Origin of the sequence: Microbispora sp. H10830 (genome assembly GCF_014161375.1) — a bacterium.
In the GTDB taxonomy this organism is placed as follows: Bacteria; Actinomycetota; Actinomycetes; order Streptosporangiales; family Streptosporangiaceae; genus Microbispora; species Microbispora catharanthi.
The window spans coordinates 149,543-169,043 of sequence record NZ_JABBWX010000007.1; the positions used below are offsets into that span (position 1 = coordinate 149,543).

The window sequence follows — 19,501 nt, forward strand, 5'->3', positions numbered from 1 at the left end:
CCCCGGGCGCCCCCGACGGAAGGGGTTGCAGTGACCACCGAGCCGGATTCGAACGGGACTGAGCCGAATATCGGGCCCAATATTGAGCCGGATATCGTGCCGGGGCCACTTGCCACGCCACCACCGGAGTTCGCCCGAAGACGCGAGTCGGGGCCGCTGGAGCCAGCGACCATGCCCAGCGGCGACCGCGTCCCGATGGCCGTCCGGTACGAGGACGTCCGCGCCCTGCTGGCCTCGCCCGCATCCAGCCGCAATCTCCGCCTCCCGGGATTGCCGCGGTTCGTGAGCGGCGTCGGCATCGACGACGACCCGGACGCGCTGATCAATCAGGATCCGCCGGAGCACACGCGCTACCGCCGGATCATGCAGGGCACCTTCACCCCGCGCCAGATCGAACCGTGGCGTCCCCGCATCGCGGCGATCGCCGGAAAACTCCTCGACGGCCTGGGTGACCGCTTCGACGTGGTCCAGGGATACGCGCTGCGGCTACCGGCCCATGTCATCTGTGAAATGCTCGGCGTGCCGATAGACCACTACGAGCAGTTCGTCCAGTGGACGGACATGTTCCTGACCACCTCCACGGCCACCGAGCAGGCGCGTTACGAGAGCTACAACGACTTCATGGCCTACGCCGCGGAGCTGGTGGCCCAGCATCGCCTCTCGCCCGGCGAGGACCTCATCGACCTGCTCATCCAGGCCAGGGACTCCGGCGACCGGCTGTCGGAGGGCGAGCTCGTCAACACCGTCTTCTCTCTCATCACGGCCGGTTACGAGACGACCGCCTCGATGATCGCCCGTGGCGTGTTCCGGCTGCTCCTCCACCCAAGCCAATGGGACGAACTGGTCGCGGACCCGGCCCTGACGGCTACCGCCGTCGAGGAGATCCTGCGCTTCGACGGACCGCCCGCGAGTGCCTTCATGCGCCGCGTCACCGAGGACACCGACCTGCCGAGCGGCTCGCTGAGCGCGGGGACCGTCGTCATGCCGAACCTGAACGCGGCCAACCACGACCCGCAGGCGTTTCCCGAGCCCGGCCGGTTCGACATCCACCGTTTCACCGAACACCCTCCCAACCCGCATGTGGCATTCGGTTACGGTCCGCACCGCTGCCTGGCAGCCAGTCTCGCCAGGGTCGAGCTCACCGAGGCGATCAGGGCCCTGGTCACCCGGCGACCCGCTCTCCGCCTGACCGCCTCGCCCGAGTCGGTGACATGGACCGATGGTCTGGTCCTTCGGCCGGTCGCGCTGCACGTCACCTCGGGGGCGGCAGGCGCCTGACCGAGGCGGGCCGGGCGCGCCTGGTGGCCGGTCGACGGCAGCGCGCGAAGTCGTGACGGCTCCCTTCCGCCAGGCGCGGAGCTCACGGGTCGTGAAGAAGTTCCCTGCGGCTGTCACACGTCCGGCGGCTGTCCGGTCTTAGCCTGCGACCGGTTGCGTCACACGCACAGACACACTTCTGCCAGTGAGGTAGGACTTCAATGAACGATCTGGAACCGCAGGGGACTGTCGCTGTTCCCGGACCGGCGCCAATCGACACCCTCGACAGTTTGCGTGAGCACCTTCAGTGGGCGGTCGAGCTGGAACACGCGACGTTGCCGCCGTACCTGTGCGCGCTGTACTCCCTGGAGCCGGAGCACAATCCGGAGGCCGCGCAGGTGGTCGGCGGCGTCTTCGCCGAGGAGATGCTGCATCTGGCGCTGGCCGCGAACCTGCTCAACGCCGTCGGCGGCCGGCCGCGCCTCGACATGCCGGAGATGTTGGCGCCGTATCCCCGGCGGCTGCCCCACAGCGATCTGGAGCTGTCGCTGCTCCCGTTCGGCCCGGAGTCCCTGGAGATGTTCCTGCGACTGGAACAGCCGGCCCCACCCGGCGCTCCGGCGGAGGGCGACGGCTACGAGACGATCGGGCAGTTCTACGACGCGGTCGAACAGGGACTGCGCCACCTGTGCGAGCAGCTCGGCGAGCGGGAGGTCTTCTGCGGCGACCCCGCGCGCCAGGTGAGCGGCAGCCATTTCCGGCACACCGCGGGCTGGTTGTTCGCAGTGGAGGATCTGGAGTCGGCGCTGGGGGCGCTGAAGGAGATCGTCGAACAGGGCGAGGGTACGGCCCGGGGCGAAGTCTGGGACGGAGACCAGGACATCTTCCACCCCGATCGGGACGAGGTCGCCCACTACTACCGCTTCCGGGAACTCCAACTCGGCCGGCGCTACCGTCGCGGCGACACCCCGCAATCCGGGCCGACCGGCGAGACGATCTCGGTGAACCTGGCCGCCGTGCGCCCGATGCGGCCCAACCCGCGGCTGTCCGATCACGCCCCGGGCAGCGCGATCCGTACCGCGCAGGACGAGTTCAACAGCACCTACTGCACGCTTCTGAACCAGCTGGAGCAGGCCTTCGACGGCGACCCGAAACTGCTCGGGGCCGCCGTCGGCACGATGTACGCGCTCAAGGCCCAGGCCGACGCCCTGTTGCTGATGCCCGATGTGGACGGCACCACGGCCGGCCCCACCTTCGACTACGTGCCGCCGGAGTCACGCTCATGAGCGTGTCCCGCCGAGGCTCGGAGTCGAGCTCGGCGAGCGCGGTCTTCAGCTCGGCGCGCCCCCTGATGCCGAGCTTCGTGAAGACCCGCGCAGGTGATACTCGGCGGTGCGCACGCTGCCACCACGGGTGAGAGCGAACCCGCCGGCGATCTCGGCCGGGCTCAGCGCCCGGGGCAGCTCCCGCAGTGCGAGCGGATTGCCGCGGGCACGGCAGGGCCGGTGTGCGCCAAGGCTGAAGGCGGGAACCGGAACCGGTTCCCGCCTTCTTCGCTCTCAACGTGTGGTGGTGAACAGGAACGCGCAATCCTGTACGGCCTCCACGCGGTGGCGGCGTTCCGGCATGACCAGCAGATCGCCGGGCAGCCCGTCCCACGAATCGGGCCCGGCGACAAGCCGCACCCGCCCGTGCAGCACGTGCACCGTGACCTCGCCCGGATGCTCGTGTTCGTGTATGTGCTCGCCCTGTCGCAACGCCATCACGGTCTGCCGCAGCGAACGGTCGTGCCCGCCGTGGACGGTGGTGGCGCTGCGACCGCTGTCCGCCTCGCGGGCGAGTGCGAGCAGATCACGGACGAGTGCGGTCAGCGAGACCTTGGTCATGACCGCGGCGCCCGACGGTCGCGCCGAGCTTCCAGCTCCTCCGGGCTGACCACGGTCAACATCGGCTGCCCGGGCGCGCAGAACATCGTCACCACGAACGCCGACTCCTCGTCGGCGAGATGGTTGCCGTCCTGGTAGTGGATCACGTCCCCGCCGGGCTCCCAGAACGTCTCCCCGGCCCGGACGACCCGCGCGGGCTCGCCTTCGAGCTCGAAGTCGATCGCTCCCTTGATCACGAAACCGAACGCGGGCCCGGAGTGCCGGTGAGGCGGCGCGCCAGGGCTGTTCGGCGGCAACGTGACCAGGATCGTCATCGCCTCGGCCCCCTCCGGCGCAGGCGGGGCCCCCGGCACGGTGCCGACCACGTCGATCTTCGGTGGCGGACCGCTCTTGTCGGGGTTCTCAAGGTGGTGAACGTGGGTGTGATCGGTGCTCATCGGGCTTCCTTCGCGTGACGGTGGCCGGCTCGATCCGGCCGTGCACCAGCTCAGACAAGACAGCGTCCCGATGCGTGACAACGCGGTCCTCGGCGAGGCTGGTTGTGAACGCCGGAGGTTCACGCGGCGCGCCTGCGGGAACTGCACGGCGTGACGTTCGACGGCGTGTCGGCAGGGGGCGACCCCGCGACCTTCAGCGCTCCGGTCGACCGGATGGTGCTGCGCCAGGTTCTCCTGGCCGGGCTGGACGGCGGACCTTCCAACGTCACCGTGCTGGGCGACGCCGTTCACGCGATGAGCCCGCCCCAGGGCTCGGGGGCCAACTGCGCGTGCCTGACGCGCCGCCCTGTGCCTGCCCTGTCCGGCGCCGGCTGGTTCGCCGTCAGCGCGTGATCCGGGACCGTTGCGCGACCTGCTCCATGACGCCCGGGTCTACCGCCAGGTCGCGGACTCCGGGTCGACGCCATGCGCCGCGGCATTCGCGCAGATCGTGTCGCGTAGCCAGACGGCCAGGCCCGGCTCGACCGCGTCGTAATGGCCGGCGAACCGGGGATCGGCGGTGAACATCCGCCCGATGCAGGCGTGCATCGAGTGCGTGCAGTCGAAATACCTCGACATCGACGCGCGGTGCCGCTCCGCGAGCGCGTTCGCGCCGGTGGACCCGGGCGTGACGCCGGCGCGTTTCGCCGCGGCGAGGTCGGCGTTCAGGGCATCGGTCTCGGCCGCGATCCTCTTCCAGTCCTTCTGGGTCATCTCGCCGGCCCGCTCGACGTACTGCGACCACTGCGCGCTGTCACCCCAGCGGTCCTCGGCCTCGTCGGCCCAGGCGGGCTGCCAGTCGTCGCCGAAGATCTCGACCTGCTCCTCCGGGGTCAATCGCATGGCGGTGTTCGACGCACCCAGCATGCGGTCGACCGCGCCGACCATCTTCCGCAGGCGGGAGATGCGCTCCACGAGCAGCATCCGCTGCCGCCGCAGATGGTCGCGCGCGTCGGTGCCCGGGTCGTCGAGGATCCGGCCGATCTCGGCGAGCGGAAGCCCGAGCTCCCTGTAGACGAGGACGCGGTGGATCCGCGCGACGTCGTCGGCCGAGTACACGCGATATCCGGCCCGGGTGCGCCCGCTCGGACGTACGAGGCCGATCGCGTCCCAGTGGTGCAGCGTCTTCACGCTGACCCCGACGAGCGCGGCGGCCCGGCCGACGGTGAGGCCGTCGGAGCCGTCCGGTCCGGTGGTGACCGGTCGGCATTCGCCGGCGTCGCTCGTCACCGGCCCAGTATCGCCGACCTCGCCGGAGGCACACGGCCTGAGGCGGGCGTACGGGGTGCTCACTCGGCCGGGATCTCGATGCCTATCGCTCGCAGGTCGTCCGCCCGCGCACTGTGCGGATCGAGCGGCTGAGCGGCCGTCATCACCACCCGGGCGTTCTCGGGCGTGACGACCGTCAGCTCGATGGAGTTCCACGGCATCTCCCTCGGCCCGCTGGTGCAGCCCGGCACGAGTTCCTCGCAGCGGGCGGCGATCTGGTCGATCTGGCTGAGGACGCAGGCGAAGCTGACACTCATCGCCGGGACCTCGCCCACGTGTTCCGCGGGCACGAGCAGGACGTCCTGGAAGGCCCAGCGGCGCAGATGGGTCAGCCGATCCGGCACGGAGAACAGGTCGACGAACCCGAGCCCGCGGGTCCAGAAGTCCTTCGACGCCGTGAGGTCACGGGTGGGGATGCTGACGAACATCGGCATGCCGTAGTAATCCCGGTAGATCTCGGGGGCGGTCGCGTCGAGCGCGGGCATGGGGACGGGACTGATGTACTCGCTCATGCCCTGATCGTCGAGCCTCCTGCCGCGTCAGGGTCAAGGCAGTGACGCATGCCGGTGTCGGCGGCCGCGGCGCTCAGAGACGCGACCCGGTGGGGAAAAGAGGGGGCGCGTTCCCGCTCCTCGGAACGCGCCCCCGGTCATCGGCGTGGACGTCAGGCGACGTTCACCGTGGCGGAGCTCTGCCGCTTGGCCGGCGTGCCGGCGAAGGCGGCCTTCCATGTGCCCGTCCCGCCGCTGTTCACCTTCAGGCTGTACTGCCCGCGCGACCCCGTACGCGTCGAGGTGACGTACGTGTAGCGGGCGGAGCCGGCCTTGCGGAAGTAGACGGCGATGGTCTGGGCGGCAAGGCCCGATCGGCCGGAGGTCAGCGAGCCCGAGAGCGTCAGCTGCTTGGCAAACCGGTCGTTGCGGGACCGCTTCGCCGTCTCCTCACTCGCCGAGGCGGTGATGGTCAGCGAGGTGGCCGCGGCGGAGCGGGAGCCCTCCTCGCCGTCATCCCGCTTGAGGTCCTGCTTGGTGTCCGGCCTGGGGTCCTGCTTCGGGTCCTGCTTGGGGATCGTGGTGGCCACGGGTCGCGGGGCGCCCGGCTGACCGGTCGCCGCGAAGGCCGACGCCGTCGGGACGAGCACACAGGCGCCGACCGTGGCGGTCAGCAGTCCGGCGGTCACTTTCGCACGCATTGGTTCCTCCTCGGGAAAACCACCGGCGCGGGTTTCAATGGACAAAGAGGGTGCCCGCACCGGATTTCGCCTTCACCGAAGAACGTATCGGCCTTTTTCGCGGCCGAGACTATTCTTAAATATCCGCACGACCACGGCGGCCCGCTTACGCCATTCTTATGACGCCAGCTCAGAGCGGGCGCATGTACGACGATCGACCCAATGCGAAAGAAGCCGCCCGGGCGACGAAGTCTCATCCGATGTTCAGCCCGCGTGAGAATCCGATGAGACGACACCCCGGTCCGTTCATCGTCTTCTCAGACGCCGCGAGACGACCGCGACGTGAGGATCGCGCCGCCGTCCACCGCGCTGCCCGCCGCAGAGAATTCAGCGGCCTCGCGTCGGACGGCTCGGGGGCCGGTCGTCGTCCATGGCTCCGTAGCCGGACGCCCGGAACAGGAATGAGGCCCAGGACCGGTAGGGCCGCCACGCCTCGGCCACCTGCCGGTACGCGGCAGGCGGGGCGTCCTCCGGCAGCCCGTACGCCTCGCGCAGGATCGCGAACAGGCGTGGTTCGTCGCCCGGGAACGCGTCCGGCGCGCCCGCGCCGCGGATCAGGATCAGGCCGGCGGAGAACGGCCCCACGCCCGGCAGGGCACGGAGCTCTGCCAGCGCCTCCTGAGGGTCGAGCGCGCGCAGGTGCTCGGCGGTGAGCACGCCGTCGAGGGCCGCGCGGGCCAGCCCGCGCAGCCACTCCTCCTTCTGCGCGGGCAGGCCGAGACCGTCGGCCTGCAGCAGCGTCATGGGCGGAGGAAAGGCGGTGTAGGTCTCCCCGTCCACGACGACCTTCGCGCCGTATCGCTCCGCGATGCGCTGTTTGAGCCGGGCGGCGATGAGCATCGACGAACGCTGCACGATCACCGCCCAGCAGGCCGCCTCCCAGGGGCTCCAGAAGCCCAGCGGGCGCAGGCCGGGATTCTTCCGCTGCAGGTCGCCGAGCACCGGGTCGGTCTCGCCGGCCGCGGCGAAGCCGGAGCCGTCCACGTCGAGGGACAGGATGCGCGCCACCTCGCCCCGGATCCGCGGCCCGGCGGCCCGCGTCGTGGCGACGGCGACCCCGTCCGGCGCGGCGGTCACGGTCACGCCGATCGGCAGCCAGTCGGACTCCGCGCAGTAGGCGAAGCGCAGCGCCCGCCCGCCGGAGGGCAGGCCGCTGGTGGCCGGCCAGTCCTCGACGAAGCGCAACGTGGCGCCGAAGTCGAACGGGCCTTCTGCCGTGAGCGTGAAACCGTGCCTGGCCATGGGCGACATCGTACGAGGCCGGGCCGACAGACGATCTTGCCGGCCGGTATGGGCGTGACCCCCCGTGGGCCACACCGGATCTTCGGGAACGAGGACACCCTGAGAGGACGGGAGGTATGGTCGGGATCATGGAGATGCTGGCGTGCGCGCTGATTCTTCTGGCCCTGCTCGAACGCCTGTGGCGATGGGCGGCCAAGGTCCGCAAGTCCGGCCGGTCCATCTCGGCCACCGGATTCGACGAGTTCACGGCGGCCTTCCTCTCCACCAAACGGGTGCAACTGGAGCAGCAGCAGAGCGAGACGATGCTCCGCGACGACGAGTCCGACGGCGCGCCACCCGCCAACCGCATCGACGCCGCCCGCAACAAGATCACGATCGTCGTACCGGACAAGAGATAGTCCCGCGCCTCGGAGCGCTCTCCTTCGAAAGCTTTCGGCAGAAGACTTGCGACTTTCACTGTCGCCCTTCCACTCCTGTTGCCTATTCTTCCGTTGCACGGCGACTTCCGGCGTGACCAAACCGGACTAACAGGCATTCCCGTGCCGATCATGGAGTGGCATCGTGTCGAAACTTTTCGGTGACAGCGTGGAGATCGGCCTCGGCGACGAGCCGGCCTCCCGAGGGATGACGGGTTCATGGTGACGGTGGCGTTCAGCGGCAGCCGGGAGGGCCAGGCGCCGCTGACCTGGGGACAGCGACTGATATGGCGGGCGGTCCACCTGATGGGCGACAGCCAGACGTTCCTGAGCTGCCCATGGGTGCTCCCGGTGTACGGCAGGCGCGACCTCGGCAGCGTCCTGGACGCGCTGCGCGTGCTGCTCGAACGCCACGAGAGCCTGCGTACGACCTTCGCTCTCACCCCGGAAGGGCCGGTGCAGCGGATCCGCCGCGGCGGCGAGCTGGCCGTGGATCTGGTGGACGCGGGACAGGAACGGGCGCTGCGGGTCGCCGAGCGGCTCGCGGGCGAGCTGGGCCGGACGCCCTTCGCGCACGACCGGGACCTGCCGCTGCGCTGCGCCGTCGTCGTCAAGAACGGCCGCCCGATGGCGCTGGCGGTCGCCTTCTCCCATCTGGCGGTGGACTTCCAGGCGCTGAACACGCTGTCGGAGGAGTGGAAGGCCCTGCTGCGCGGCGAGGAACTGCCGCCCGCCGAGTGGCAGCCGATGGACCAGGCGGCCGCGGAGCGCGAGGAGCCGTACCCCGCCCGTTCGGCCAGGTCCGTCCGATACTGGCACTCCGTGCTGGCGGAGGGGCCGCTCGACGTGTTCGACCATCCGCCGCGTGAGGCGGACGACCCGCGGTTCATCGAGGTCGGCATGGAGTCGGTGGCGCTCGCCACGGCGGCGCAACGGCTGGCCGAGCGCTGGACGATGAGCACGACCAGCGTGCTGCTCGCCGCGTGCGCCACCGTGCTGGCCGTCGTGAGCGGCCGTCCGCGTGCGGTCATGCAGCTCGTGCACAGCAACCGCCGCGACGTGCGCGTCCGCACGATGGTCGGCACCGTGGAGCAGGACGGCCTGTTCGTGCTCGATCTGCCCGCCGCGGACTTCGCCGCCGCCTGCCGGGCCGCGCAGCGGGGGGCGCTCAGGGCGTACCGCAACGCGCACTACGACCCGTTCGAGATGCAGGCGATGCGGGAGGAGATCGGCCGCCGCCGCGGCCGGGAGCCGGACCTCGACGCGTTCTTCAACGACAGGCGGACCGTCGGCACCTGGCCGGGCCTGCCTCCCGTCGGCCCCGACGAGGACGTGGCCCGCCTCACCGAAAACACCAGGACGTACGTCACGAACGCCTGGCCGGGTGTCCGGTTCAAGGCGTTCTTCACGGTCGTCTCGGCCCCCGACACCGGGAAGCTCAGCCTCATCGTGGACACCGCCTACCTGCCCCCGCACATTGCGGAGGCGATGCTGCGGGGCGTCGAGGCCCTGGTGGTCCGCGCCCTCACCGAGGAGGTCCCGATCGCCGCCGTCCCCGAGGTGTGCGGGGTCGGCCCCTACGACGGGCGGCTCAGGACTGCTGGATCGCCAGGCGCAGACCGAAGCCGATGACGATGAGGCCGGTGAGCCGGTCCAGGCCGCGCTTGACCGCCGGCCTGCGCAACCAGCCGCGCAGAATCCCGGTGAACCCGATGAGCACGGCACTCCACACCAGCGCCTCGCAGACGTGGACGCCCGCCAGCAGTACGCCCATCACCGCGTGCGGCACGCCTTGGGGCATGAACTGCGGCAGCACTGCGACGTAGAAGGCGCCCACCTTCGGGTTGAGCAGGTTGGTCAGCAGGCCCCGCCGGAACGCCGGTCCCCATCCGGCGTCCGGCGGGCCAGGCGGGGCATCGTCGTCCGCCCGGCTCGTGCGGCTCTGCCAGAGCATCCTGCCGCCCATCCAGACCAGGTAGGCGACGCCCGCCCACCGCACCACCTCGTACGCCGTCTGGGAGGCGGTGAGGAGAGCGGACAGTCCGGCGGCCGTGAGCAGGCCCCACAGCAGGGTGCCGGCCTGGATGCCGAGCACCACGGCCCAGGCCGGTCTCCGGCCGGCGAGCAGCGACGTACGCAGGATCAGAGCCGTGTCCAGACCGGGCGTGAGCGTGAGCAGCGCCACGATGGCGGCGAACGAGGCGATCGCACCATAGACGTTCACAACGGCCACCGTAACCCACGCGCACGCACCCGGCTCGACCCTCTTCACATCGACGGGCACCCCGCGGTGGTGATCAGCGTGGTGAGGAAAACGCGCCATCGTCGGTGTGACGTGACTCGGGCCGCGACAGAGTTTTCGCGGCAGACCGGGATAACGATCGGCGGCATAGCATCGAAGGCATGGACGAACCACAGTCGGTCACGCTCCCCAACGGCCGCGATCTGAAATGCGACACGTGCGAGAACGAGCTGTTCGAGCTGCGCCGGTGGAAACTCCAGACCACGGGCATGACATTCATGAATCTCGACTGGGCCAACCGCGACGCCACCTGCTTCGTTTGCAGCAGTTGCCGTCGCATTCACTGGTTCCACTGGTGATCGGAAATCAGAGATAGCGCCAGGCCGCCGCGATCTCTCGCAGCGCGTCGGGCACCTCCTCGGGGGTGGGCAGCGGACGGCCCGGCTGGACCCGCCCACTCCGGATCTTGTCGCGCCAGTCGCCGATGCCCTTCACGAAGTCGCCGTGGTCCTTGTCGCCGTACCGGACCATCTCGGGCTCGTACTCCACGCCCAGCCAGGCGCAGAGCCGGCGCAACTCGCCTTCCGTGTCGTCGACGAGCCGCTCGTACCGGACGTCTACTCCTTCGTGACGGCGCCTGGCCTCCTCAAGGTGGCGCATGTACTGCAGCGTGTGCCGCACGGCCTCGTCCATGGGCCGTGCCCGCGGATCGGCCTCGTGCCAGGACCGGGCGATCGACGCGGGGTGGCGCAGGAGGAAGACGAATCGGGCATCCGGCCAGCACGTCGTGATGCGACGGCAGGCGAAGACGTTGCTGGGCGTCTTGTCGACGATGACCTCCTTGCCGCTCCTGACCAGCTCCCGATGCAGCAGGCGGTCCCACAGGATGTGCTCGACGTCGCTCGTACGGTGACCGGCCGCCGCCATGGCCTGCCGTACGGGATCGGTGGTGAGGGTCACGGCGATCCGCCGGACATGCAGTTCGTGCGGCGCGTGGATCCTGCTGTGGCTGTTCAGCAGCACGCGCAGGAGCGTGGAGCCGGACCTGACCGGTGAGAGCACGAAAACGGGCGCGCGCAGCAGGCGGTCGGCGGCGGGATCGACGGGCGGGCGCGGCTCGTCTCGTGCCTCCGGAACCGGTACGGCCCGTGGCCTGGCTCGTGTGATGACGTAACCGGTCATCCCTTCGACGGCGGCGTTGACCCTGCTCTTCCATGCCATGGCCGCGACCGTAGGGAGGCGTGGTGGCCTCGCGGTTAACGCGGGCTGGGGATTTCCGAAGTCGAGCCGGCCAAGCCGGGCGCGCCGGTTGCGGTCACCCCGGTGACAGGACCAGGACCGCCTGGTCGGGCGCCACGCTCGCGAGCCGCAGGCGGATGTCGCCGATCCTGCCGGGCCGTCCCATGGCCAGCGTCAGCCCGCCCTCCGTCCGGCAGCGGCCGTTGACGCAGTCCTGGCTGACGCTGGTGTTCATGCCCTCGACGTGGAAGGCACCCGCGCCCGCTTCGAAGCGCAGCCGCAACTCGCCCCGGTCGAGCGCGACGATCGTGATCGCGTCGAGGCCGGTCTTCCGGTCGAGCCGCAACCGGTCACCGGGACGGACCGCCACCTCGCAGTCGGCATTCCGGCACGCCTCCGGATGGTCCGCGGCCGAGACGACCGACGGGCTGGGCGAGGGCGATGCGGCGGGGACTTCCGTGGACACCGGGCCGCCCGTGGCCACGGGCCGCGGCCGCATCTGCGGCTCCGGGGTCCCGCATGCCGTGAGCAGCACGGTCACCGGAACGGCGACGAGGCCGGCCCGGCCGATCAGGCGGGACACGTAGGGTCCTCGACGCATGACTCTCCCCGAGACCACGACGGCTACGCCGGTCCGTGGCACCGGCGGCCCGAGCGGCTCAGGCCCCGCCGCTCGGCTCGTTCGAGCCTTCCCCGAGCCCGGCGACCCCAATCCCCGAAACGGGGATCACAGGAGGAGCGCGCCGGTGATCTGGTGGGCGGTCCTGCGCACGGCCGCACTCAGGCGCGGCAGCGCCGCCGCTCCCACCGGCGCGGCGACCGCGACGGCCATGCACACCCCGCCGTCCGGGCCGAAGACGGGCGCGGCGACGCAGCACACTCCCTCGGCGAACTCCTCCCGCGCGTACCCCACGCCCTCGCCGCGGACGGCCGCGAGCTCGCGTTCCAGCGCGGCCGGCGCGGTCACCGTACGGCCCGTCATCCGCCGCAGGGCCGGGGCGGCGAGGAACGCGGCGCGCAGGCCTGCGTCGTAGGCGAGCAGCACCTTGCCCGTGGCCGTGCAGTGCAGCGGCGCCCGGTCGACGCCGTCCGACGGTGACTTGACCCGGTTGTGCCCGTACAACCGCTCGACGTACGCGACCTCGAATTCGTCCCGCACGGCCAGGTTGACCGTCTGCCGGGTGGCCTCGTACAGCTGGAGCAGGTGCGGCAGGACCGCCCTGCGGGAGCCGGGCAGGCGACGGCCCTGGACCGCCCAGCCGCGCGGCGGCACGAGGTCGGCGAGGCGTCCGCCGACCGTGTAGTCGCCGCCCGTGCGCGTGACCAGGCCCCGCCGCTGCAGGGTCCCGAGCAGGCGATGGGTGGTGGTCTTGGAGAACCCGGTGGACCGGTGCACCTGGGTCAGGTTCATCGGCCTCATGCCGGCGGCGAGACACAGGAGGATTTCTATCCCGCGTTCCAGGCTGCCCAGCGCGGAGGCCGCCTCCGCCCGGCGGGCGCGATCCAACGGTACGAACAACCTCACCCCGCGACGCTCGTGAACCACATCCTGATCGGCCAGCGGTCACCTTAGCCGCGCTGCACGGCGCATGAGGGGCGAACGCGGGGGCGAATGCGCGGCTCCTCACCTCTGCGGCTCCTCACCTCTGCGGCTCCCCGGCTCTGCGGTTCCTGAGCCCTGCGGCTTCTCCCCCGCGGCTCCTTAGCCCTGCGGCGCGTGGCTTGAGGACGCCAGCCCGACCTGCCGGCCCACTCCGTCGCACTCCGCCGCGGCCAGCACGGGAGCGAGCAGGCCGGGGAACCGGGTCTCCATGTCGTCCCGGCGCAGCACGACGAAGCAGCGGGTGCCCTCCTGACGGGTGCGGGTGATCCCGGCGTCGCGTAGAACCCTGAGGTGATGGCTGAGCGTCGACTTGGCGACCGGGGCCCGCAGCTCCCCCCATCCGCGCTCCCGCCCGTCGGCCAGCAGCCGGACCAGACCCACCCGGATCGGGTCACTGAGCGCCGCCATGACCGCCGTGAGGGAAATCTCGTCCAGTTCGGGGTGGTGCGCCTGCTTCATGGACCGATGGTAGCTTGTTCGATGTTTCGCGAACATCGAACAACGGGAGTCGTGTTGATCGGACAGTCAGCCGGCCGCTTCGCCGGCCGGGTCGTCGTCGTCACCGGTGCGGGCTCGGGCATCGGACGCGCCGCCGCCCTCGCCTTCGCACACGCCGGCGCCCAGGTCCTCGGGATCGGGCGCCGCGCACACGCCCTCGAGGAGACCGCCCTGCAGCACCCGCGCATCGCCGCACTCGCCGCCGATGTTCGCGGCGCGGGCTCGCCCGAGACGATCGTGCGTACGGCCGTCGACCGCTGGGGCCGGTTGGACGTGCTGGTCAACAACGCCGGCGCGACCACGGTCATGCCGCTGGCCGAGACGACGGCCGCGCGCGTCGCCGACCTGTTCGACCTCAACGTCACCGCGCCCAGCCTGCTCGCCCGGGCGGCGCTGCCCCACTTGCGCGAAACACGCGGATCGATCGTCAACATCTCGAGCACCTACGGCCACCGGCCGCTGCCCGGCGGGTCGCACTACGCCGCTTCGAAAGCCGCGATCGAGCACCTCACCCGCAGTTGGGCGCTGGAACTCGCCGGGGACGGGATCCGGGTCAACGCCCTGGCCCCCGGCCCGACCGAGAGTGAGGCACTCACCGCCGCCGGTCTTCCCGAGGCCGTCGTCGAGCAGACCAAGCAGGACGAGGCCCGCCGCATCCCCCTCGGCAGGCGTGGCGAGCCCGGAGAGGTGGCCGAGTGGATCCTCCACCTCGCCGATCCCGCCGCGACCTGGCTCACCGGCCAGGTCCTCACCCTCGACGGCGGCCTGGAGCTCACCTGACCCGGGGAACCGCATCCGGCCGGGATGCTCCCCGAGCGCCCCGGCCGGAGGCGCGCCTCAGTTCACCTCGACGCTTTCCAGTACGCCGAGGGCGTCGGGGACCAGGACGGCCGCCGAGTAATAGGTGGTCAGCAGGTAGGAGATGATCGCCTTTTCGTCGATGCCCATGAAGCGCACCGACAGGCCGGGTTCGTACTCGTCCGTCAGCCCCGTGCGGCGCAGGCCGACCACGCCCTGTTTCTCTGCCCCGGTGCGCATCACCAGGATCGAGCTGAGCCCGCCCTCGGTGATCGGGATCTTGTCGCAGGGCAGTATCGGCACTCCCCGCCACGCCATGACCGTCGCCCCGTTGACCTCGGTGACGTCCGGATACACGCGGCGCCGCGTGCACTGCCGGCCGAAGGCGGCGATGGCCCGGGGATGGGCGAGGAAGTAGTGCGAGCTGCGCCGGCGGGCGAGCAGCTCGTCGAGGTCGTCGGGGGTGGGCGGGCCGGAACGGGTGTGAAGGCGCTGCTTGAGGTCGGCGTTGTGCAACAGCCCGAAGTCGCGGTTGTTGACCAGCTCGTGCTCCTGACGCTCCCGCAACGCCTCGATCGTCAGCCGCAACTGCTGCTCGGTCTGGTTCATCGGCTCGTTGTACAGATCCGCCACCCGCGAGTGCACCCGCAAAATCGTCTGCGCCACACTCAGCTCGTACTCACGCGGCCCCAGCTCGTAGTCCACGAACGTCCCCGGCAGCGTCGCCTCACCCACATGCCCCGCCGCCAAAGCGATCTCCGCCTCGCCATACCGGTTCACCGGCCGGTCCGCGGGAGGGCGGCCGAGATGCTCGCGCAGGCCACCGGCGAGCGCGGTCAGGTTGTCCAGCGCCGACCGGTCGAGGACGAGAACGATGCAGGAGGTGAGGGCCTTGGCGGGCGAGGCCCCCGGGCCGGTGAGGTCCCCCAGGTGGTCTCCGTCGGCCAGGACCTGGAGCAGGGCCTCGCCGCCGTACGCGCCGGCGCCGACGCGTGCGATCTTGCCGTGGGCGACCAGCACCACCTGGCCCGGCGGCACCGGCTCGCCCGGACGCAGGTCGTGCTGGACGAACCGGTCCGCCAGCGCCCCGAGGGTGTCCAGGTCGCCGTAGTCGTGCAGGGACGGCAGTTCGCACAGCTCGGCCGGGATGACCCGCACCCGCGCCCCGGTGGAGACGAAGCTCACCCGCCCGTCCCCCACCGTGCAGGTGAGCCGGCGGTTGAGCCGGTAGACGCCGCCCTGGACCTCCGTCCACGGGAGCACCCGCAGCAGGTGCCGGGGAGTGATCTCCCGCATCTGCGGCGGCGTCTTGGTGGTCGTCGCCAGGTTCCGCGCGGCGGCCGTGCTCAGGGTCAGGCGCGACGCGGTCATGGCGCCCCCACCGGCAGCGAGTGAGCCGGCACCGCCAGATCGGACGCCGCGAGATCGGACGCCGCCAGATCAGACGGCGCCAGATCAGACCGCGCGAGAGCGGGCGCCGTCACGGACGACGCCGTGAACGCCTGCGACCCGTGAGCCGGCGGCGCCCTGTGTGCCGGCGACGCCAGGGAGAGGATGCGTGCGGTGGCCGTCCCGAGCCCCGTCGGCCCCTGGGACCACCGGGCCGCCGGGCTCCTGCGCAACTCCTCCTCGAAGTAGCGCCGGGACCGCTGGTGCCAGCGCAGGATCGCGGCCATCCAGTTGCGCAGGTCGGACACGTATCCCTCGACCGACTCCCGTACGGCCTCCTCCGCCTCGACGCGGTCGAGCAGGGTGGGCAGGTCGACGGTGGTGATGTGCTCGAACTGCCTCATCCGGCTGGTCATGAGCGCGTCCACCACGGTCACCGCCTCGTCGGGCGCGCAGTCGAAGAAAGAGCCCAGCACCACGACGGCGTTGTGCAGCTCACCCTCGAACTGGATCTCCTTCTGATAGGAGAACAGGTCGTTCAGCAGACACGCGTAGTCCTGCGCGGCATCGGTCATGCCGAGGAACTCGCGAGTCCGCTGGATCTCGGTGGGGATGACCCGGCCCGGCGCCAGCCTGGCCAGGCTCATCGTCATCTGCGAGCCGAACGTCCTGCGCCGCATCTCGATGTAGTCGACCGGATCGGGCACGCGGTGCTGGGCCTGGTTGGCCAGCTCCCACACCCAGCTGTCGATCATCTCCTCCACGGTGGCGCGGAAGGCCCGTCGGGAGCCCTCCGGCAGCGGCCCGGCGGTGCGCGGCCACAGGTCGGCCAGCCCGCGTTCCAGCCCCGTCATCGGGGTCAGGCGCGGAACGAGGTCCAGCGGCATGAACTCCTTGAGCCGCCGGTTGCCGAGCTTCGCGCCGACCAGGTCGCGCGCCGCCCCGTAGACCCGGGGATAGTAGTCGTCGCCGTACGTCCCCCAGGCCAGCCAGTTGGTGGCCAGGATCAGTTCGTCGGCCGGGGCGTCCGGGTTGATGCCGGACGCGCACAGGGCGAGGTCGAAGCCGACGAGTTGCGGTTCGTTCCACACGGCGGTCGCCGGGATGCCGGGGACGCCGTCGAAGAAGCCCATGGCGGCACACCATTCGACGTCCGCCGCTCGCGCCGCGTCCAGGTGCGGGTTGTCGCGCACCTCGAACGGCATGTACGGCTGCGGCAGCCGCACCGCGGCCTCGGAGAAGGGCCGGTGGGTGTGGTTGCGCAGGCCGCCCGCACCCGTGAGATGCGCGCGGGCCACGTTCATCCCGAAGAACCCGGTTTCTCCCGCAGTCTTGGTGTAGCGACTGGAGGCGGTATGCCAGGCGTGTCCGCCCGCTTGCCAGTCCTGCAATCCCTTGACGTAGCTCAGGACCGGCGCCTGCTCGGGCGCCAGGGCTCCCTCGTCGGCGAACAGCGCCGGAAGCTCGGTCAGCGCGGTGTGCTCGAACTGGTGCAGCCGGGAGGTGAGCAGGTCGTTGGTGATCTCCACGGCCCGCTCGGTGTCGCAGCCGAAGAAACGCTCACAGACCAGCACGCAGTTGGACAGCTCACCCTCCCGCAGCACCTCCCGCTCGTAGGAGAACAGGTCGTTGCGCAGGTGCACGGAGTCGGCGAACGACTCGGTCAGCACCCGGATCGGCCGGGAATCCGCGAGCCGGGCGGGCAGTTCCGCGCCGGCCGCGTGCTCCACCAGCGCGGCCGACCACGGGGCGCCGCCGACCTTCCTGCGTTCCTCGATGTACTCGATCGGGTTGGAGACGGCCTCGCGCTCGATGTGGAACAGCTCCCACATCGACTCCTGCAGGAGGTCCCGCGTGACCCGGACGAACCGGCGCCGCCACGCCTCCGACATGGCGGGCACGGTCCGGGGCCAGAGGTCGGCCAGGCCCCGCTCCACGGGGTTCGTCGGCTCGGGCGGGTCGTCCGTCATGAACGCGTCGAGCCGGTCCAGGTAGTCCTGGGCGCCGTCCAGGTCCCTGCTGCGTTTGAAGGTCTCCAGGAAGTGGTCGTCGAAGTAGAAGACCCACACGTACCAGTCCGTGACCAGGTCCAGTTCGGTGGCGGAGCAGTCGGGATGGGTGTAGGCGCACATCAGGCCGTAGTCCATCGCGTCGAGCGACTCCTCGGTCCAGATGTCCGGGTCGTCGAGCATGCCCATGTCCGCCGCCCACCCCCGTGTGTGCGCCCGGGCGGTCTCCACGTGCGGGTTCAGCCGGGGCGGATAGGGGAGGTAGAAGTCCGGCAGCCGGTAGGAGGGCATCACAGGACCTCGACGCTCTCCAGGATGCCGAGGGCGTCGGGGACCAGTACGGCCGCCGAGTAGTAGGTGGTCACCAGGTAGGAGATGATCGCCTTCTCGTCGATGCTCATGAAGCGCACCGACAGACCGGGCTCGTACTCGTCCACCAGTCCGGTGCGGCGCAGGCCGACGACGCCCTGGTCCTTCTCCCCCAGGCGCATGACCATGATCGAGCTGATGCCCTTGTCGTTCACCGGGATCTTGTTGCAGGGCAGCATCGGCACCCCGCGCCAGGCCGGGGCCTTCTGGCCGTTGAACTCCACGGTCTGGGGGTAGATGCCCCGGGCGTTGCACTGACGGGCGAAGGCCGCGATCGCCTTGGGGTGGGCGAACATGACGTTCGGGTTCTTCCAGACCGTGGCGAGCAGCTCGTCGAGGTCGTCGGGGGTGGGCGGGCCGGAACGGGTGTGAAGGCGCTGCTTGAGGTCGGCGTTGTGCAACAGCCCGAAGTCGCGGTTGTTGACCAACTCGTGCTCCTGACGCTCCCGCAACGCCTCGATCGTCAGCCGCAACTGCTGCTCGGTCTGGTTCATCGGCTCGTTGTACAGATCCGCCACCCGCGAGTGCACCCGCAAAATCGTCTGCGCCACACTCAGCTCGTACTCACGCGGCCCCAGCTCGTAGTCCACGAACGTCCCCGGCAGCGTCGCCTCACCCACATGCCCCGCCGCCAAAGCGATCTCCGCCTCGCCATACCGGTTCACCGGCCGGTCCGGGTCCTCCCGATAGGCCTGCACGTGCTCACGCAGGCTGTCCGACAGCGTGAGCAGCCGTTCGAACTCCTCCCTGCCGAGCGTGAGCACGGTGCACGACGTCACCGCCTTGACCGTCCACTCCCACCGCGCGTCCGCGTTCACCAGCATCTGCTCGCCGACGTACTCGCCGTCGGCCAGCACCCCGAGCCGCGTCTCGTTGCCGTACGCCCCCTCGCCGAGCCTGTCGACCTTGCCGTGGGCCAGGAGCAGGACCTCGTCCATCGGGGTGCCGGCCTGCGCGATGACCTGGCCGGCCTCGTACTCCCGCTGGGTGAACAGGTCGGCCATGGCGGCGAGCACGTCGGCGTCGCCGAAGCCGCGCAGGGCGGGCAGCTCGCACAGTTCGGCGGAGATGACCCGCACATCCGCCCCGGTCGAGACGAACGTCACCCGCCCGTCGGCCATCTGGTAGGTCAGCCGCCGGTTGACCCGGTAGGCGCCGCCCACCGCCTCGACCCAGGGCAGCACGCGCAGCAGATGACGGGAGGTGATCTCCTGCATCTGCGGCGGGGTCTTGGTCGTCGTGGCCAGGTTGCGCGCGGCCCTGGTGCTGAGGCTCAACCGGTTGTCGGTCGGCATGGTGTTTTCGGTCACGGCACATCACCCCATCTGTGATCGGCACGGCGGCCGGTTGTTCGGTGACTGGACACGCTCGTCGCCGAGCGGCGGAGGGGGAGAGAAAAGATCAGAGTCGTACCGGCCCGGACAGGGCCACACCGCGTGCACCGAATGCACCACCGCATGCGCCGGGTGCCCGTACGGCCGCATGTGGCGGCGGCCGGAGTGTTCCGGCGCCGGGAGTCAGGAGAGCGGAAGTCAGGAGAGCGGGAGTCAGGAGAGAGGCGGGCGTACCGATCGCGC

Annotated in this window: 21 protein-coding genes; 7 read left to right on the top strand and 14 right to left on the bottom strand. The window is 70.6% G+C overall.

Features of this window, described 5'->3' with window-relative positions:
* The first annotated feature begins 30 nt into the window (after positions 1-30).
* On the top strand, positions 31-1,278 hold the full coding sequence (locus HHX35_RS44645) for a cytochrome P450 (protein WP_310739177.1): 1,248 nt from the start codon (positions 31-33) through the stop codon (positions 1,276-1,278).
* A gap of 269 nt (positions 1,279-1,547) precedes the next feature.
* The gene (locus tag HHX35_RS19520; protein ID WP_220505631.1) at positions 1,548-2,543 is read left to right on the top strand and encodes a ferritin-like protein; all 996 of its coding nucleotides are present in this window, start codon (positions 1,548-1,550) and stop codon (positions 2,541-2,543) included.
* 273 nt (positions 2,544-2,816) lie between these two features.
* Here the strand turns inward: HHX35_RS19520 and HHX35_RS19525 are convergent, their stop codons facing one another.
* Both HHX35_RS19525 and HHX35_RS19530 read right to left on the bottom strand, forming a co-directional pair.
* Complete coding sequence (locus HHX35_RS19525; protein WP_182900191.1) at positions 2,817-3,143, bottom strand: LuxR family transcriptional regulator; 327 nt, start codon at positions 3,141-3,143, stop codon at positions 2,817-2,819.
* Positions 3,140-3,580 carry a cupin domain-containing protein gene (locus HHX35_RS19530; RefSeq protein WP_182900192.1) on the bottom strand — a complete coding sequence of 147 codons (441 nt, stop codon included), beginning with the start codon at positions 3,578-3,580 and terminating at the stop codon, positions 3,140-3,142. The genes HHX35_RS19525 and HHX35_RS19530 overlap by 4 nt, the downstream gene beginning before the upstream one ends.
* 150 nt (positions 3,581-3,730) lie before the next feature.
* Between HHX35_RS19530 and HHX35_RS19535 the strand changes: the two genes are divergently transcribed.
* Positions 3,731-3,973 carry a hypothetical protein gene (locus HHX35_RS19535; protein ID WP_182900193.1) on the top strand — a complete coding sequence of 81 codons (243 nt, stop codon included), beginning with the start codon at positions 3,731-3,733 and terminating at the stop codon, positions 3,971-3,973.
* Between the two features lie 39 nt (positions 3,974-4,012).
* Here the strand turns inward: HHX35_RS19535 and HHX35_RS44650 are convergent, their stop codons facing one another.
* The 4 genes from HHX35_RS44650 to HHX35_RS19555 form a co-directional block, all read right to left on the bottom strand.
* Entirely contained in the window at positions 4,013-4,849 is an 837-nt protein-coding gene (locus HHX35_RS44650) for a MerR family transcriptional regulator (protein WP_182900194.1), read from the bottom strand.
* 59 nt (positions 4,850-4,908) lie between these two features.
* Positions 4,909-5,400 carry a VOC family protein gene (locus tag HHX35_RS19545; protein ID WP_182900195.1) on the bottom strand — a complete coding sequence of 164 codons (492 nt, stop codon included), beginning with the start codon at positions 5,398-5,400 and terminating at the stop codon, positions 4,909-4,911.
* A gap of 152 nt (positions 5,401-5,552) precedes the next feature.
* On the bottom strand, positions 5,553-6,080 hold the full coding sequence (locus tag HHX35_RS19550) for a hypothetical protein (protein WP_182900196.1): 528 nt from the start codon (positions 6,078-6,080) through the stop codon (positions 5,553-5,555).
* 366 nt (positions 6,081-6,446) lie between these two features.
* Positions 6,447-7,361, bottom strand: coding sequence for a DNA-3-methyladenine glycosylase (locus HHX35_RS19555; protein WP_182900197.1), 915 nt, complete (start codon positions 7,359-7,361; stop codon positions 6,447-6,449).
* Between the two features lie 128 nt (positions 7,362-7,489).
* Here HHX35_RS19555 and HHX35_RS19560 point away from each other — a divergent pair, with 128 nt between their 5' ends.
* Together HHX35_RS19560 and HHX35_RS19565 are read left to right on the top strand one after the other, a co-directional pair.
* The gene (locus HHX35_RS19560; RefSeq protein ID WP_182900198.1) at positions 7,490-7,759 is read left to right on the top strand and encodes a DUF6191 domain-containing protein; all 270 of its coding nucleotides are present in this window, start codon (positions 7,490-7,492) and stop codon (positions 7,757-7,759) included.
* Between the two features lie 237 nt (positions 7,760-7,996).
* Positions 7,997-9,409, top strand: a complete 1,413-nt coding sequence (locus HHX35_RS19565) for a condensation domain-containing protein (RefSeq protein WP_182900199.1) — start codon at positions 7,997-7,999, stop codon at positions 9,407-9,409.
* On the opposite strand, the gene HHX35_RS19570 is transcribed toward HHX35_RS19565, so the two are convergent.
* Entirely contained in the window at positions 9,369-10,001 is a 633-nt protein-coding gene (locus HHX35_RS19570) for a LysE family translocator (protein ID WP_310739179.1), read from the bottom strand. The two genes, HHX35_RS19565 and HHX35_RS19570, sit on opposite strands and share 41 nt — an antisense overlap.
* Positions 10,002-10,180: 179 nt before the next feature.
* On the opposite strand from HHX35_RS19570, the gene HHX35_RS19575 reads away from it, so the two are divergent.
* Positions 10,181-10,378, top strand: coding sequence for a hypothetical protein (locus tag HHX35_RS19575; protein ID WP_182900201.1), 198 nt, complete (start codon positions 10,181-10,183; stop codon positions 10,376-10,378).
* A 7-nt stretch (positions 10,379-10,385) separates the two neighbouring features.
* On the opposite strand, the gene HHX35_RS19580 is transcribed toward HHX35_RS19575, so the two are convergent.
* The 4 genes from HHX35_RS19580 to HHX35_RS19595 all read right to left on the bottom strand — a co-directional run bounded on the left by HHX35_RS19580 (position 10,386) and on the right by HHX35_RS19595 (position 13,320).
* Positions 10,386-11,240, bottom strand: coding sequence for a sulfotransferase (locus tag HHX35_RS19580; protein WP_182900202.1), 855 nt, complete (start codon positions 11,238-11,240; stop codon positions 10,386-10,388).
* A 94-nt stretch (positions 11,241-11,334) separates the two neighbouring features.
* Positions 11,335-11,859, bottom strand: coding sequence for a hypothetical protein (locus HHX35_RS19585; protein ID WP_182900203.1), 525 nt, complete (start codon positions 11,857-11,859; stop codon positions 11,335-11,337).
* Positions 11,860-11,985: 126 nt separating this feature from the next.
* A complete protein-coding gene (locus HHX35_RS19590) occupies positions 11,986-12,783 on the bottom strand; it encodes an IclR family transcriptional regulator (RefSeq protein WP_182900204.1) in 798 nt (265 codons plus the stop codon).
* A gap of 177 nt (positions 12,784-12,960) precedes the next feature.
* Complete coding sequence (locus HHX35_RS19595; protein ID WP_182900205.1) at positions 12,961-13,320, bottom strand: helix-turn-helix transcriptional regulator; 360 nt, start codon at positions 13,318-13,320, stop codon at positions 12,961-12,963.
* Between the two features lie 51 nt (positions 13,321-13,371).
* On the opposite strand from HHX35_RS19595, the gene HHX35_RS19600 reads away from it, so the two are divergent.
* Positions 13,372-14,139: an SDR family NAD(P)-dependent oxidoreductase gene (locus HHX35_RS19600; protein WP_396780423.1), complete on the top strand. Its 768-nt coding sequence runs from the start codon at positions 13,372-13,374 to the stop codon at positions 14,137-14,139.
* A 57-nt stretch (positions 14,140-14,196) separates the two neighbouring features.
* Here HHX35_RS19600 and HHX35_RS19605 read toward each other — a convergent pair whose 3' ends face one another.
* Genes HHX35_RS19605 through HHX35_RS19615 form a run of 3 tightly spaced genes read right to left on the bottom strand, consistent with a single transcriptional unit; the run spans position 14,197 to position 19,219 of the window.
* Positions 14,197-15,528 (bottom strand): family 2B encapsulin nanocompartment shell protein, encoded by a 1,332-nt coding sequence (locus HHX35_RS19605; protein WP_182900207.1) that lies wholly within the window; start codon positions 15,526-15,528, stop codon positions 14,197-14,199.
* A complete protein-coding gene (locus HHX35_RS19610; protein ID WP_220505632.1) occupies positions 15,525-17,846 on the bottom strand; it encodes a terpene synthase family protein in 2,322 nt (773 codons plus the stop codon). Before HHX35_RS19610 ends, HHX35_RS19605 begins: the two co-directional genes overlap by 4 nt.
* Positions 17,846-19,219: a family 2B encapsulin nanocompartment shell protein gene (locus HHX35_RS19615; protein ID WP_182900397.1), complete on the bottom strand. Its 1,374-nt coding sequence runs from the start codon at positions 19,217-19,219 to the stop codon at positions 17,846-17,848. Before HHX35_RS19615 ends, HHX35_RS19610 begins: the two co-directional genes overlap by 1 nt.
* Between the last annotated feature and the right edge of the window lie 282 nt (positions 19,220-19,501).